The organism is Shewanella sp. A22, from assembly GCF_053850585.1.
Genome location: NZ_JBSQBN010000001.1, coordinates 133,822 through 150,811 on the forward strand (window position 1 = coordinate 133,822; position 16,990 = coordinate 150,811).

Below are 16,990 nucleotides of genomic sequence, written 5' to 3' on the forward strand. Positions count from 1 at the left end.
AGAAAAATAATCAGGACAAATTATGGAAATATCAAAGCTGATGCTATCAATGTTAGTCTGTGGCTCAATTAGCGGCTGTGAATTTGGCAGTAGTTCTGTTGTGCCCGACAAGGCCCATATCACTGCAAACGCTATTTCCATCCCCGCTAACGAACCAGATGCTACTTATGGTAGTCTGATCGACAAAACCTTGCCTGCATCAGGTTCGGTTGAACAGCATATCGATAGCCCACTCTCTTTAGTGTTTGATAATGAGCCGACCTTAGGTGAAATTGGTAAAATACGCATTTATGATGCCGCCGATGACAGCCTGTTGGATACCCTCGTATTGGGTAAAGACAATGACAGTATTGGTCATGCTACCATTGATAAATTCCGTAACGTAAATTATCAATCCATTAGTTTAAATGGCAATACGCTGACAATTAAACCCCACAACCGAGCACTGGCATACGCCAAAAAATACTATGTCGTTATTACCGACAAGGTAGTTGAAGGAGGAAAACTTAATGGCAGCGATTTTGTTGGCTTAGGTAAAGAAGGAAATTGGTCATTTAGCACTAAAACCAGCGCCCCAACAGGCCGTGACATTCTGGTAGATGATAACGGCCCAGCTGATTTTAGAACCCTGCAAGGGGCGATAGATTACGTTGTTGGCATGATTGACAAAGACACTCCCGCTACTATTACCTTAAAAGATGGCATCTATGAAGAGCTACTTTATTTACGCAACAAGAACAATTTAACCATTCAAGGTGAAAGCCGCGCCAACACCCGAGTGCAATACAATAATTACGAAAGCTATAACCCAGACTGGCGCAGTCGCGCGGTCTTTTTAGTCGAATCAGCGGATAATTTGGTGCTGAAAAATTTTACCCTAAAAAATACCCACACTCGTACGGGCTCTGGCGATCAAGCTGAAACCCTCTATTTTAACAGTCCCTATCGTCTTATCGCGAATAATATGAGCTTTATCAGTGAACAAGACACCTTATTACTGAAGGGTTACAACTGGTTTTATAACAGCCTAGTCGCCGGTAACGTCGATTTTATCTGGGGTTATAGTAATGCCAGCTTATTTGAAAACAGCGAAATTCGTACCATTGGGGATTCTAAATATGGCGCCGATGTGGACTCGCCCGGTGGCTATATTTTACAAGCTCGTAATCTAAATGAAACCGATGCAGGCTTTGTTTTCTTAAACAGTCGCTTTACCCGTGGACCAGGGCCATTAGGGAATAATGTTTTAGATGACTCAACTTATATTGCAAGAAGCAGCGGTAAAAGTGATGCCTTTGACCACGTCGTGCTCATTAACAACTACATGGATAAGCATATCACTAGCGTCGGCTGGGCTGTAGAGGGGGTTAATAATCAACCCGCTCCTAACCCCACTGTTGCCACAGCCATAAGTGGTTGGCGTGAATATGGCTCAATGGATTTAGACGGCAACGTACTCGACCTATCAAGCAGAGTTGGAGGCTACTTACTCAACGCAGATGAAGCCCTAACCTACCTTACCCGCAGCGCGGTTTTCAGCAGCTACAACAATGGTGCAGGCTGGACACCATCGCCATTACTGGCAGCTGAAATATCAATTGGCTCAATCAACGGTGGTTTTGCTAGTGATAACGGTAATATGACTGGCGCGCCAAGGCAGTAAAAATCCAATGCATCCTTATTACCCCTTTGAATACATATCTCTGGTATAGCGTATTTTCACAATCCTGAGAACCAATCCTTGTATATCACACGAATCACAACGCCGGGATAATGACTTAAACGGTTTTAGGATTCATTGAGTAAAAACTAGTGTTGTGTGTAAGATCAGTTAACTCTATTTCCAACATGATTTGCTTAAGCGTAGCGGTGATTTTACGATCACCATGCTTTTGAGAATACTAATACAAAGTAGCTAGATAACCTGCCGCTATAGGGCGATGGGAAATGTAAGCAGACATTCATAACAACTAATTGTCAAACAGCAAGAGTACTTGTATGAGAAAAATAATAAAGACTATAAAGCCTCAATAATCAGGTAGCATACCAATGAGCTAGGCACTTTAAAGTGATATAGCGGCTAGTACTAGCCGCTTTATCAGCATGACATTACTGGTAATATTAGATTACTGGCAGCTATTAGGCGCTACTGCAATAATATTATTTTTACCTTCGCTGTAGCTCGACAACCAAGGCGTTTTACCTCCTTTACCCGCCGCGGCCATCACGTAGTTACGTAAGTCTGTACCCACACTTAGCTTATTACTATTAATCGCATTTTTAGATGCTGAATTATAATCTGCGAGCATATTGGGCACACTGCCTTGTGCAACATCTAACGATGCTGAGCCACCAGAAGTACTACAAGTTGAATCAGATTCAAATACGTAGCTGTTATTGATTTCTAACGCTCCATCTTGAATTGCATCATCAAATAACGATAAATCCCAATCAGCTAAATCATCACCTTTTGAGTTATCAATTGGGTTCATAAACAAGTTGTCATCCAGTAATGCTCTAGCGCCAACACGTAAGCTCATAACGTCTTTACGATAACCATAAAAGACGTTATTAAACATATGCGTTTGGCCTCGACGTAGTAATGGCACTCTACGCATGGTGTTATATGAGCTAGACCCAAAATTATCATCTGTGGTAACAAACAAGTTGTTATGGATAGTGGTAGTGATTTGTTGGTTTACAGGGCGGCTATCGCTTGAGCCATGTAAAGCTGCACGCTTAACGTTAACCAGTTTATTAAATGATACTGTGATGTCGTGTGCTCCAACTTTAACATCAAAGGCTGAATCGCCAGTAGTGTCAAAGGTATTTTGGTGGATCCAAATATCATGAGATTCGCCGGTCGAGCGGATCATATCAGGGTCAAGATTATGATCTTCAGTATGACCTACACCCACAAATTTATTGTTGGTGATGATGACATTCTCTGATTGATGGGTCGATGCACCACTACTATCAGAACCAATTTTAAAGCCGTTAAAGGTAAAGGTGGCTTTAGCTCCACGCCCATCAATGGTGGTATTACTATCGATTAAATAGTTACGTACCGGCAGGCTGCTGTCATTTAATTCGTCATTAAAAAAAGTGACTAAACAGTTAGAGCTCGATACTCCTTTAGCTGCACACCAAGCATAGGGATCACGACAGGTCGCTTCATTCACACCTAATGCCGATTGCATTGAGCTACTGGCACAATATGGACGATACATCATAATTGCCGTTTCGTTAGCAAAGTCATCTTTATCAAACACAATCCAGTTATGATTGCTTGATGAAATTGCCGCCAAGATTTGATCTTCCGGTTTATCATTGGTAATGATAACCAGCTTACTGCCGCCATTTGGGTTGTAACCGCCAGTGGCTCTTTCGCCATAGCCCACAGGTGTTCCTAATGATTCAGCTAAACATTGAATGATTTGCTGATCAGATTGCAACGATGACTCACGCCAGTTGATTGAATCATTATTAATTAAATCAGCACATTCAGCATTAGGGTATACAGGATCAATGGGATCGACAGGGTCAACTGGAGGGGCAATAATCGCCCCGCCGCCATTGCAGTCTCCTGCCGTTGGGGCAATACCAGTTACCGCTAAGCTATCAATATTGGCTAAACCACTGCTGCCAGTCGCTTGCAAGCGCACAAGGTTATCGCCCGCATTTAGCTGGACGCTTATCTCGCTAGTTGATGTAAATGCACTCCACGTACCGGTTCCTGCAAACGCTAAACTGGCTGCTAAAGTATCATTAATTAACAAGGCTGCTGGGCGATCACTGGCATCATTAGCATAACGGAACGAGATAGTATAGCTGCCAGCCGCAGGCACTGAAATAGCATAATCCACGCCTTTACCTGACTCATTATCGGTATTGGCATAGCCGACACCATTATAACCACTGTGATCGTTTTCTATCACGCCATCAACCGAACAGAACCCATTATCATTTTCTTCAAATATTTCTGTCACAGCTGAGCCGGTTTGTACATTGGCCGCTATGGCTGAGGAATTGTATTTAGTGCCATCATCACCGGTAATTTTCACCGAGTAATAATAATTGCCATCCGCCACATTATAATCAGTGAAACTATTACCGGTTAACCCAGCTGCAATTCGCACTCGGCCAGATAAATTAGCATCAGTATCGCGATAAACCTCTTGCCCGCTAACATTAATGTCTTGCGTATTCCAACTTACGGTAACGTCACTACCAGATACACTTGTCGATGCGCTAACTGAACCGGGAATGACAGGGTCAACTGGTGTTGTAAAAGTGGCTAGGTAAGTTTCAAACTCGGCAACTTTAGGGGTACCTGAAGCTGACTCAATGACAAAGTTGACTTTAGACATGGAAATTTGAGCGAAGCTAATATAATCATTAATGCCATTGCCCGATATTAACGTGTCGCCATTATCATTATTAATCAGGCTCCACGCACCGATTGTGCCTTGTGAGCCGTCAGCTTCAATAATCCGCACAGTATTAATTGGGCTGCTTAAGCTCTTAATCGATATGCGACCCGTTGAGCCGCTTGGTGACCAATAAGTATCTAAGTTACCGTCACGCACACTACCATAACTGCCAGCACCTTTTGAGCTGCCATCAGATCCAGCACTGAGTGAGAAGTTTTCGCCTGCATTAATCACATCACCATTACCAGGGTCTACTGGATCCACTGGGTCTACTGGGTCTACTGGATCAGGTGTTACTGCAGAACAGCTGCCATCAGAGAATTTTATCCCTTTGTTTGCTCCTACGGTAACAGCAAGAATATTTTTGACACAACTGGCATCGTCCATCACATAGTTATAAGGAATATTTACCGATGTGGTTGAAACAGGATTAGGCCCTGCAGGGTGATTATTATCAGCATCTTCGGTCCATACCACAGTATCTGTGAAAATATTTCCGTTAACTTCCCAATAGCCTTTATCGTTAGTATAAAAAGTGCCTAATGGATCTTTCGCCTTTTCAAAGTAGTTGTGTTCGACCTTAATTTCACCGCCAATTCGTGAGTTAATGCCTGATTTATTGATGCCATTAAAATGGTTGTTGTAAGTGTGAGCTAGGCGACCACGAAATAATGGCACTCGTGAGTCAATGTTTTGATAAATATTATGGTGAAATGTCACCGGACCATTTTGATCGTCACTTGAGCTAGAGCCCACTAAGCCACCACGACCTGAATTACGTAAAATACTATAAGAAAGCGTGACATACTTGGTGTTGTTCTTTATATCAAATAAAGCATCATAGCCGTCACTTTCACCACCTTGCGCCTCTAAAGTTACGTGATCGACCCAGACATTTGAGACATTATTTTCCATCCCAATAGCATCACCCCCATTTGACGTAGGCGAGCCTGACTTTTTAACATTACGAACATGTAAATTCTGTAAAATGATGTTTGATGAGTTACGTATATGAATACCTAGTTCGTCAAATAATGCGCCATTACCTACACCAATAATGGATATATTACTAATTTCTTTCAGTTCAATCACCCCATCAGCGGTATTGCAACTACCACTTTGTTTGAACGTGTTACCGTGATTGATTGTCCCCTCCACATGAATAATAAGTGGCGTGTCATCAGCGGCACGATTACAGATAGCTGCATGTATTTGCGTCCCCGTTGTCGCTTTGATCACTGCACCGCCTTGGCCGCCGGTTGTACCGCCATTTTCAGTGGAAAAACCATATTGCGCGGCACTGGATAGACCGCAAACCATCGCGCTAGCCAGTATCCCAAAATTAAATGAATGCTTTAGCATCGTTATTTTGTTCATGTTAATCCTTAATATAATTGATTTTTAGAATCAAGAGATGACAATCCACAAATGCCACCGGTGGCATTTATGGGTGAATATCTCCTCTTTCCCTGAATCTTAACCCCCTAATACAAATGCTGTCGGTGGCATTTACGATAAGATTCTGACTCTTTTATAAACCTTGTTCCTGATACAGATACTGCCGATTGATACTGTAATAAGGTTGGTTACTCAGTTAAATTTTGTTTCACCATTTTTGTTTAACTATTTATGTCTAATCACCTTGCCACCGGTGGCATTGATGATTAGTTATTGGTGTTTTTTTAAACAAAATTCTGTTGTAGTCTATTCGTTGTAAGCATAAAGATCAATCGTTTGAAGTTTTAAATACTTTTAGATACCGGCTTTCAGCCTCATCAACCCATTGGGCTAAACACTAAACATTGCCAAGAGCCCGATGAATAAAAGCGCTGCTGCAAGCAGCCATAATAAAATCCGATAATAAATATTATCGGATTTTATTGATAAACAGTTTGGACAATAGAACTGCTATTTTGTTATCGCGAAATGACTTAACTGAACGCAATTAATCGCGTTAAGAATGCCTATTAATTTTCGGTGCGCTTTCCCGTCGACTCACGGCAAATTAACACGGGAGTAATCGCTTTAGTTAATTTTAATGGCATGCTGTGCTCGCTCTGACTCATATTAATGAGCTTTTGCACCGCTAAGCTGGCCATATTTTCAACTGGACGGCAAATTGTAGTTAAAGAAGGAATTATTCTAGATGCCAAGATGTTGTCATCAAAACCGGCCACTGACAATTCATCAGGTACCGACAATTTCAAGTTATGCGCTACTCTTAATACCCCTGCAGCCATTTCATCATTATTAGCAACAATGGCAGTCGGTTTTACTGCGCCACTTAATAACTGCTCTGCACAGGCAATACCACTTTCGTAGCTATTTTTACCCTCAATAATACGATTGCTGACCATGTTTACATCGCATTCTTCAAGCGCAGACACAAAGCCTTCCATACGCTCCATCGACGATTTGAAATAATGCGGACCTGAAATAAACCCAATATCCTTATGGCCCAACGACACCAAATGAGTGGCCATTTCTTTCATCGCTGAACGCTCATCACACACGACAGTGTTTTGATGATCATCTAAATCAACAGATGCTAAGCGGATATAATGACAGCCGGCCTCACGAATAGCGGCCGCTAAAGCTTTATTTTCTGATACTGGCGGTAGAATAATCACCCCATCTAACTTAGAACGGGAGATAAAGCTTAAACAATCAGAGATAAAATCAACGGCTTTAGACTGGCAAGGATGCACAACAAGTTCATAACCCAATTCCGAACATACATCTAAGGCGCCACGTTGCACCTGATCGATATACAAGGCATCGGGGTTATCGTAAATCAGACCCAATAAATACGAACGACTCGAGGCCAAGCCTCGCGCCTGTTTATCTGGCGAAAAATTAAGATCATGTATTATTTTTAACACACGCTCACGCGTAGCTTCGCCCACCGAAGGAGAGCGATTTATTACTCTAGAAACGGTACGTTTAGATACGCCAGAAAGTTTAGCGACATCGTTAATTGTCACAGCCATAAAAAAGCCCTTAAAACATCATAAATGCATTGTAGCATTGCCATATTGGGGTTCCAACTAATTGATTGTTAGACAAGGTCCTGCCCGCTATATGACCAGAAAACACAAACTAGATTAACTAAAAAAACAGATTAACGGGTCACATGACTCTAAAGCCTAGTGACCCGTTCATCTGCATTGAGTAATCTTAAAGTAAGCCAAATAATCTTGGTAATGTTTCACTAATCGCGGGCACGTAAGTCACCAACATTAATACTAAAAACATCACTAAATACAGTGGTAGCATCGGACGAATGATGTTGTGAATTGAGGTTTTTGCCACAGCACAACTCACAAACAGCACACTGCCCACTGGCGGTGAAACTAAGCCAATGGATAAATTGAGCACAATCATAATGCCAAATTGGATCGGTGACATACCAAACTGCTCAGCTACCGGTAAAAATATCGGCGTGAAAATTAATACCGCTGGCGTCATATCAATAAAGGCACCGACTAGAATTAAAATCAAATTAATCAGTAACAGCACCACCAAAGGGTTATCACTTAAGGTTAAGAAAAACTCACTGACCGTTTGTGGAATATGGGCATAGGACAATAACCACGACATAGCTGATGACGCGCCAATAATCAACATCACAATGGCTGTGGTTTCACAGGCTTTAAGCAGTAGTTTTGGCAAATCGGCAATATTAATCGCCCGATAAAACACCACTGACAAAAAGAAAGCATACAGTACTGATACAGCACCAGCTTCAGTAGCGGTAAACACCCCGCCGATAATGCCGCCAATTACAATAAAAATCAGCAACATTGAAGGTAACGCGGCAATCACTTTACCAAAAGCAACCTTTAACGGCAGCCTTGCCGTTACCGGGTACTTTTTACGAATAGCATAGACTGAACATACCGCCATCAATGCTAACCCCACTAGCATCCCAGGCGCATAGCCTGCAATGAACAAGGCGGCAATCGATACCCCACCACTGGCAATCGCATAGACAATGAGAATATTACTCGGCGGGATCAACATCCCAGTGGTGGCGGCTGTCGCGGTTACGGCAGCAGAAAAGTTAGCATCATATCCATGCTTTTTCATTTCCGGGACCATAAAGCTACCAATGGCGGATGTTGCCGCTACAGCAGAGCCAGAAATAGCCCCAAATAGCATACAAGACATGACATTCACCAGCGCTAATCCACCGGGAAGCGAGCCAATAATTGCCATTGCACATTCAATCAAACGTTTGGCAATACCGCCTTGTCCCATAATCAGCCCTGACAAAATAAAAAATGGAATGGCCAGTAAAGCAAAACTATCAATACCGCCAACCAACTGCTGAGCGATGGTGATGGTAGCTGGCGTAAAGTCGATGTGCAGCAATACGGCAAATAAGGTCGCAAGCCCAATACACACTGAAATAGGTACATACAATAACAGCAGGGCAAAAAAGCTAAACACTAAAACCAATGAAGTCATGTCCACTATGCGGCTCCTTTCTCTGCTAGTATTTTGCTAATATTTGTCACGCAATACATGAGTATTAGCACGCCTGATAAAGGCAGTACGCTATATACCAGCCCAACTTTAATTTCTAAGGACGCTGAAATCTGATTCAGTTCCAAGGTCATCCATACCAATAAAGAGCCACCATAAACTAGGATACTGGCTGCAAACACAATCACCAGTAGCTCAATAAGTACCAGAACGGGCCACTTTGACTGCTCTGGGATACGCTCAACGAGGATATCTAACCCCAGGTGAGCTTTATTTTTATAGGCATAGGCCGCCCCTAACACCCCAATCCAGATCAGTAAAAAGCGTGCTAATTCTTCGGTGTATGAGCTCGGTGATTGTAATATGAATCGCGAAAACACCTGCCAAGTCACCACCACCACAATTGCCGCCATTAATGTAATGAGCACCTTTTCTAGCAACTGGTTAATCAAAGACATCAAACTTTGCATGTTATATCCCTTACATTGATTTGATTTTGACTATTTGTTCACCCACTACAGTCCCATCAAATGAGCGATGAAAGGATTCTACTTTCGCTTGGAAAAGCGTTTTATCTGGATAACTCACAATAGTGCCGGCCGCTTGAACCTGCGCTAACGCATGATCAGATGCTTCTTGCCACAATGACTTTTGATAAACCACCGAGTCAGCCATCGCTGCCGATAACCATTGCTGTTGCTGCGCGGTTAAGCCATTCCATACCGGTAAGCTGGCTAAAATAATATCTGGCACAAAGGTGTGCTCATCAAGGCTGTAATATTTAGCAATTTCATAGTGACGAGAAAGATAATAGCTAGGCGGGTTATTCTCTGCACCATCAACCACCCCTTGCTGCAGTGCGGCATACAACTCTCCCCAAGCAATCGGTGCAGCTGCACCGCCCAAAGCCTGCACCATGCTAACGGCTGTAGGACTATTTACCACTCGGATCTTATTACCAAGCAGATCGTCTGGAGTATTAATTGGCGCATTGGTGGTATAAAAGCTGCGGCTACCGGCATCGTAATAACCCATGCCTTTGAGCCTTGCAACTTTGACTTTTTCCAATAATGACTGACCTATTTCGCCCTCTAATACACGCCAAAAATGTTCGCGATCACGCATCAAATAAGGAATACCAAACAGCTTCATTTCTGGCACAAAGCCTTCTAATGGACTGGTTGAAACCTTGGTCATCGCAAGGCTACCGATTTGCAGTAGCTCGATTAGTTCACGCTCAGATCCCAATTGACCATTAGGATAAATGACGATTTCCATTGAACCAGCCGAATAATAATTTAATCGGCTAGCCATATGCTCCATCGCCAAATGCACCACATGACGCGTATCCAAGGTGTGAGCTAAAGTTAAGGTGACTTTTTTATTACTACTGCCACAGCTCATTAGAAAAAACACACACGCGATGGCAACAAATTTCAAAAGAAGATTGTTTTTCATTTTTATCACTTCTATGGTTGTTAAAAACGACCGGATTAGCGCAGCTCATTGGGTTGATATTTATCCATATCATCGTAATCCAAATTCTCGCCAGCCATGCCCCAAATGAAACTGTAATTTTGGGTACCGCTACCGGCATGAATCGACCAAGGAGGCGAAATTACCGCTTGTTCGTTATGTACCCAAATATGGCGAGTTTCTTGGGGCTGGCCCATAAAATGACATATAGCTTGTGATTCAGGCACTTCAAAATAGAAATACACTTCATTGCGACGATCATGTTGATGGGCAGGCATGGTGTTCCACACACTCCCAGTATTTAATGCCGTTAAGCCCATTTGTAATTGGCAGGTTTTTACCACAGTACTAATGAGCATTTGGCGAATATCACGCTCATTTGAGGTCGCTAAACTGCCAAGATGAAGCACGTTCGCGTCTTGTTTGGTCACCAGTTGAGTAGGATAAGCATGATGGGCTGGCGCTGAATTTAAATAGAATTTCGCAGGAGTAGCTGCATCATCACTGGAAAAAATAACCTCTTGATTATCTTTACCAATATAAAGCGCATCTTGATAATTTAACGAGTAACGGGTGCCATCAACGGTAATGGTGCCCTGCCCACCCACATTGATAATCCCAAGCTCACGACCATGTAAGAAAGTGGCCGCTTTTAATGGCTCTAAGGTTTCTAATTGTAACGGCTGAACGGTTGGCACAGCACTGCCCACCATAAAGCGTTCGTAGTGACTATAAACCCAATAAACCTGATTTGGTTGCATTAGTTTATCTACCAAAAATTCATTGCGTAATTGATTTGTATCAAAGCCTTTCACTTCATTAGGGCCCACTGCATAGCGGGTTTCCACTTCCGTTAAACTCATTGTTATCTCCTTATTAAGTATTTAGTTTGTGTTATCAAACTAAATAGTTGTGCAGTTAACGAGCCAACCAGCCACCATCAACCGCCAAAATATGACCATTAACGTAGTCGCTAGCACTTGAGGCTAAAAATATTGCTGCGCCAACTAAATCTTCCGGCTCTCCCCAGCGCCCTGCAGGAATACGCTTTTCAATCTCGGCATTGCGTTGTTCATCATCTTGCAGAGCTTGGGTATTATCAGTACGAAAATACCCTGGTGCTATCGCATTAACTTGTATGTTGTGACTTGCCCACTCATTCGCTAATGCCTTGGTTAACCCCGCTACCGCATGCTTGCTTGCGGTGTAAGCAGGTACTGTCATGCCGCCGCTATATGACAACATTGAGGCAATATTGATAATTTTTCCTTGTTGTTTGGTCATCATTGCAGGCGCAACAGCTTGGGCAAGTAAAAAACTAGCATCAAGATTGACTCGCATTACCCGCTGCCATTCTTCATAGGCATAATCCACAGCCGCTTGGCGATATATAGTGCCGCCGACATTGACTAAAATATCAACCGCTGGCACTTGCCTCAGAACTTGCTCACTCATACGGCGTATATCTTCCGCTTTTGATAAATCGGCATAACACTGACTTGCCTGTAAACCTGAAGCTGCAATAAGTGCCAAGGTGTCATCGCATCCATGCTCACTTGAACTGCTGCAAATTACTGTTGCACCCACTTTGGCTAAACCGAGAGCGATCTGTTGACCCAAACCGCGGCTAGCACCAGTGACTAATGCGACCTTGCCACTCAGGTTAAATAATTCTGTCATCCTGATTATTCCTGTTAGATTTGAAAACAAGCATTTACACAACAAACTGTTACCACCAAGTTAACTCGACTTAGTCATTTTGTTAAACAACATTCTTCGCCACCGGTAGCAATTTGTCAAATTTTATTTGCCACCGGTGGCATTAGGTCGTAAACTAAATGCAATTCAAGTGTCATTAAGGGAATGCCATGCAACAACTCAATAGAAAAAACTTTAATAAAAACCAATACCCTACAAAGATAATGCAATTTGGTGAAGGGAATTTTTTACGGGCATTTATTGATTGGCAAATAGATATACTTAATGAAACAACGGACTTGCAGGCAGGTGTTAGTGTCATTCGACCTATCGATTATGACACTTTGCCAATACTGAATACCCAAGATGGTTTGTACACCACGATTATTCGAGGCCTTAATGAAAATGGTGAGACCGTTTCAGACAAACGGATCATCTCCTGTATTAATGAAGAAATCCCAGTTTATAAAGATTTTAGCCGCTATTTAGCATTAGCTGAAAACCCTGATATCAAATTGATTTTCTCTAATACCACAGAAGCAGGCATTGATTATAATGCGCAAGATAAGCTAGACGATGCCCCCGCTAGCACTTTTCCGGCCAAACTAACGCAATGGCTATACCGCCGATACCAACACTTCAATGGTGCTTACAGCGCAGGTTTGGTAATTATTCCCTGTGAGTTAATTGACTACAACGGTGAAAAATTAAAACAAATCGTCCATCAATATGCCCAACAATGGCAACTGCCAGCTAAATTTGTCACTTGGCTTAACCAAGCTAATCATTTCAGCTCTACCTTAGTTGATCGTATTGTGACGGGCTTTCCCCGCAGCGAACATGAATCATTACAACAAGAAGTGGGTTATTTAGATAACTTCATGGTGACAGCAGAGCACTTTCATCTATTTGTAATTCAGGGACCTAAACACCTTGTCGATTTACTTTGTTTACATGGCAGTACACTGAATATCAAAATTGTTGATGACATTTCGCCGTACAAACAGCGAAAAGTGGCAATTCTAAATGGAGCTCACACCGCAGTCGTACCGCTTGCTTATATGGCTAATATTGACTCGGTTGGCGAAACCTTAGCGCTGCCATTATTTGAACAATATTTAAACCAGCTTATTTACCGGGAAATTATTCCAACACTAGCACTACCCGAAGATGAGCTTACCTCCTTTGCCCGAGATGTGATGAACCGCTTTCGTAATCCATATATTTACCACGAGTTACTGTCTATTTCGCTAAATAGCATGACCAAATACACCACCCGTATTGTGCCGCAGCTAAACCTGTACCTCCAAAACAGCCAATCAGTGCCACCAATGATGGCGCTGGCCTTTGCCGGACAGATGTGGTTTTACCGTGGCTTACGTGATGGCGAAGTCATTGCCCTTAGCGATAATAAACAATGGTTATCATTATTTAACGATCTTTGGAGCCAAGTTGCTGCAGGTGATATAACGGTTGGCTACCTAGTGACTGAAGTATTAGGGGCAAGCTGGCACTGGGGACAAGACTTAAATCAACTCGACGGATTCACAGCGCAAGTCACCAACAACCTTGAATCGCTTATGGCCAATGGTGTTGTTGCCACGATGACCGCGGCATTGGATGACCTTTAATATGAAAGACATAATTAAACTGCACCCGTTAGATGATGTAGCCATTGCACTTAGGGATATCAATGCAGGGGAAACCTTCAATATTGATCAGTTAAGCCTCTGCGTTAACCATGATATTAAAAAAGGCCATAAAATCGCCCTTAAAGCGATACCGGCTAAGTCTAAAGTTATCAAATATGGTGCGCCCATTGGCAGCGCAGTGCACGATATTGCTCTAGGTGATTGGGTACACACCCATAGCATTAAAACCACCTTGAACGATGAGCTTGGCTATCAATATCAACCTGATTTTATCACGGCAGCGGATGCTAAACCGTCGCCAGAGGTAATGCTGTATCGCCGTGCTAATGGTGATGTCGCCATTCGTAACGAGATTTGGGTGATCCCGACTGTCGGCTGCGTCAATGGCATGATTGCACAAATGGCCAAAACCTTTTTAGCCCGTAACCCTGGTCTCGCTATTGATGGCGTTCATGTTTTTCCCCATCAGTTTGGTTGCTCACAACTTGGCGATGACTTAGAAACCACCCGAATATTGCTACAAAATATGGTACTACACCCTAATGCCGGTGGCGCTCTTGTTGTTGGACTTGGCTGTGAAAACAATCAAATCTCGGTATTTAAAGAAGGGCTGGGCAATTTTGACGACAAACGAGTCAAGTTTTTGCTCACCCAAGCAGCGGAAGATGAAATTGAAGAAGGCGTGGCCCACCTTGAAGCAATCTATGCCGAAATGCGCCAAGACAAACGGGTAACGGGTGCCTTAAGTGAAGTGAAGTTTGGTTTAGAATGTGGCGGCAGTGACGGTCTTTCAGGTATTACGGCTAATCCTTTATTAGGCTATTTTTCAGATTATCTTATCGCCCAAGGCGGCACCACAGTACTCACTGAAGTGCCAGAAATGTTCGGCGCTGAAACCATTTTAATGTCGCGCTGTAAAGACAAAGCCACCTTTTATGACTTAGTAGAGATGGTTAATGGCTTTAAGCGTTATTACAAAGACCATAATCAACCGGTTTACGAAAACCCATCACCGGGTAATAAAGACGGTGGCATCACCACCTTAGAAGATAAATCATTAGGCTGTACCCAAAAAGCCGGTACCAGTAAAGTTCAGGCGGTATTGAAATATGGCCAGCGCCTCAGTACACCCGGGCTTAACTTACTCACTGCGCCCGGTAATGACCCTATTGCCACCAGCGCACTTGGGGCCTGTGGATGTCATATGGTGCTATTTACCACAGGGCGAGGTACGCCTTATGGAGGCTTTGTGCCAACCCTAAAAATGTCTACTAATTCTGAATTAGCCCAAAGAAAACCTCGCTGGATAGACTTTGATGCCGGGGTATTAATTAATGATGCCAATATGGAACAAGTGCATGAGGAATTTTTACAACTATTAGTTGCCATAGTGAACGGCCAACCAACCTGCAATGAAAAAAATGACATTAGAGAAGTCGCCATCTGGAAAAAGGGAGTGACTTTATAAATGAGCAGTTTAAAGATAGCCGTGATTGGCGAATGCATGATTGAACTCAAAGGCCAAATATTTGGTGACATGCAACAGCACTTTGGTGGTGATGTTATGAATACTGCCATCTACTTAAAAAAACTGGCAGCCAATAACATGGATGTCAGCTTTGTATCAAGTATGGGCACAGATACATTAAGCATTGCCCTGATCCAACGCTGGTTATCCCATGGTATTTTAGTCGACAAAGTGTTACTTAATCCGCACAAAAATGCAGGCTTATATCTGATCCAAAACACCACAGATGGAGAACGTACTTTTCAGTATTGGCGCAATGACTCCGCAGCAAAATATATGGTTCAACATCAGCAATTCGCCACAGTTATTGATGACTTAGCAGAGTTTGATGCCATTTATTTGTCAGGCATATCCTTAGCTATATTACCCTCAGAAGATGCACAATTCCTATTATCACAACTAAAAAAACTGACTCAAAGTGGCGTCAAACTGATCTTCGACAGTAATTACCGGGCAACATTGTGGTCAAGTAGACAAGAATGTCAGCAACGAATGAAAATTGTTTTGGCAATGTCGAGTTTAGCCTTAGTCACATTTGAAGATGAGCAACGACTTTGGGGTGACAATAGCCTCAGCCTTGCTCGTCAAAGGCTGCATCAACAAGGGGCGTCACAGTTAGTCATAAAAGATGGAGCAAACGGTTGTCATATTAGTCATAAAAATAGCTCGGGGATAATAGAAACTCAGCATTACCCTACCGAACAGGTCCCTCATGTTGTTGACACCACTGCTGCGGGAGACTCGTTTAATGCAGGTTTTCTTTGCTATTGGCTACAAGGTGAGCCTTTAGCTAATTGTGCTCTCGCAGGTAACTATACTGCGGCTCAAGTGATTGCTCAAGCGGGCGCAATTGTAGAAATTGATCCCAAGATAATTTACACCGCCAGTCGTGTAGTGAAAAATAACGCTTTATTACCTATATGAAGATATGAAGGATTCGAACTAGTGGGTTTCCACAATATGTGGGCCGAATTGTTTCAAATAATATCTGAAACAACTTGATCTCTTCCATTATTTTTTGCTTTATATAGCTGTTTATCTGTAAATCTATAGAGTTTGTCAGTCTTTAGGTTTGCATAGTTTTTTACTTCTATAACACTGTTTGAACTAGTTTGTGTTTTTAACATTATTTTAGTAAGTTAAACGAAAAAGGCTCATCATTTCTGATGAGCCTTTCGTCTTAAATATGGCACAGAGATAGGCTAACATTAAAGTTTTCATCGGTTAAGTTGTCCAATTATATCCAATGAGTGAATCGAATTGAGTTGGAACCGAATTTTATTCTTAAATACATTTTATTCAATAAGCCATTATAAATACTTGTGTTTGCTAAATAAAGAACCAATAACTTTACCGGAGTAATGTCAGAATAACCGCATGAGTGTTTATCAATTAGCCATCGTGCTGAATCCAGCGTTTAAAACGGATTCTAAGTATGTTGTTTTCACCCATGCTCGCTTTTGTTCTGCAGGGACACCCCCTTTCAATGACTCATTTCGAAGCATATCCAACGCTAGCTGGCGTAATACCAATCCTATTAAATATGTGGTCTTTCAGCGGTAGTTCAAAGAGCTGTAGGCAAGGCAGGTGATTGAAGCGAATAGTGATCCTCGGTAACAAGCTCCTGCGTTACTCTACCTCCAGCATCTGACCGCCATGGATGGTGGGAATGTCTTATTTTTTATGGAAAAAAATAGACCATGCAGTCGTATTTT

Annotated in this window: 11 protein-coding genes; 4 read left to right on the forward strand and 7 right to left on the reverse strand. The window is 42.5% G+C overall.

Annotated elements, in window-relative coordinates:
- Positions 1-22 precede the first annotated feature (22 nt).
- A complete protein-coding gene (locus ACWXWT_RS00545) occupies positions 23-1,663 on the forward strand; it encodes a pectinesterase family protein (protein ID WP_456039662.1) in 1,641 nt (546 codons plus the stop codon).
- Between the two features lie 463 nt (positions 1,664-2,126).
- Here ACWXWT_RS00545 and ACWXWT_RS00550 read toward each other — a convergent pair whose 3' ends face one another.
- From ACWXWT_RS00550 to kduD, 7 genes are all read right to left on the reverse strand, one after another.
- Positions 2,127-5,810: a pectate lyase family protein gene (locus tag ACWXWT_RS00550; RefSeq protein WP_456039663.1), complete on the reverse strand. Its 3,684-nt coding sequence runs from the start codon at positions 5,808-5,810 to the stop codon at positions 2,127-2,129.
- A 590-nt stretch (positions 5,811-6,400) separates the two neighbouring features.
- Entirely contained in the window at positions 6,401-7,423 is a 1,023-nt protein-coding gene (locus ACWXWT_RS00555) for a LacI family DNA-binding transcriptional regulator (protein WP_456039664.1), read from the reverse strand.
- Between the two features lie 187 nt (positions 7,424-7,610).
- Positions 7,611-8,903: a TRAP transporter large permease gene (locus ACWXWT_RS00560; RefSeq protein ID WP_456039683.1), complete on the reverse strand. Its 1,293-nt coding sequence runs from the start codon at positions 8,901-8,903 to the stop codon at positions 7,611-7,613.
- 5 nt (positions 8,904-8,908) lie between these two features.
- On the reverse strand, positions 8,909-9,391 hold the full coding sequence (locus ACWXWT_RS00565; protein WP_456039665.1) for a TRAP transporter small permease: 483 nt from the start codon (positions 9,389-9,391) through the stop codon (positions 8,909-8,911).
- Positions 9,392-9,401: 10 nt separating this feature from the next.
- Entirely contained in the window at positions 9,402-10,379 is a 978-nt protein-coding gene (locus tag ACWXWT_RS00570) for a TRAP transporter substrate-binding protein (RefSeq protein ID WP_456039666.1), read from the reverse strand.
- A gap of 35 nt (positions 10,380-10,414) precedes the next feature.
- Positions 10,415-11,260 carry a 5-dehydro-4-deoxy-D-glucuronate isomerase gene (gene kduI / locus ACWXWT_RS00575; RefSeq protein ID WP_456039667.1) on the reverse strand — a complete coding sequence of 282 codons (846 nt, stop codon included), beginning with the start codon at positions 11,258-11,260 and terminating at the stop codon, positions 10,415-10,417.
- 55 nt (positions 11,261-11,315) lie between these two features.
- Positions 11,316-12,077 carry a 2-dehydro-3-deoxy-D-gluconate 5-dehydrogenase KduD gene (gene kduD, locus ACWXWT_RS00580; protein ID WP_456039668.1) on the reverse strand — a complete coding sequence of 254 codons (762 nt, stop codon included), beginning with the start codon at positions 12,075-12,077 and terminating at the stop codon, positions 11,316-11,318.
- A gap of 188 nt (positions 12,078-12,265) precedes the next feature.
- Here kduD and ACWXWT_RS00585 point away from each other — a divergent pair, with 188 nt between their 5' ends.
- From ACWXWT_RS00585 to ACWXWT_RS00595, 3 genes are read left to right on the forward strand one after another with little or no spacing between them, the layout of a single operon-like run.
- A complete protein-coding gene (locus ACWXWT_RS00585) occupies positions 12,266-13,726 on the forward strand; it encodes a tagaturonate reductase (protein WP_456039669.1) in 1,461 nt (486 codons plus the stop codon).
- Between the two features lies 1 nt (position 13,727).
- Positions 13,728-15,215, forward strand: coding sequence for a UxaA family hydrolase (locus ACWXWT_RS00590; protein ID WP_456039670.1), 1,488 nt, complete (start codon positions 13,728-13,730; stop codon positions 15,213-15,215).
- A complete protein-coding gene (locus tag ACWXWT_RS00595) occupies positions 15,216-16,199 on the forward strand; it encodes a sugar kinase (protein ID WP_456039671.1) in 984 nt (327 codons plus the stop codon).
- Positions 16,200-16,990 lie beyond the last annotated feature (791 nt).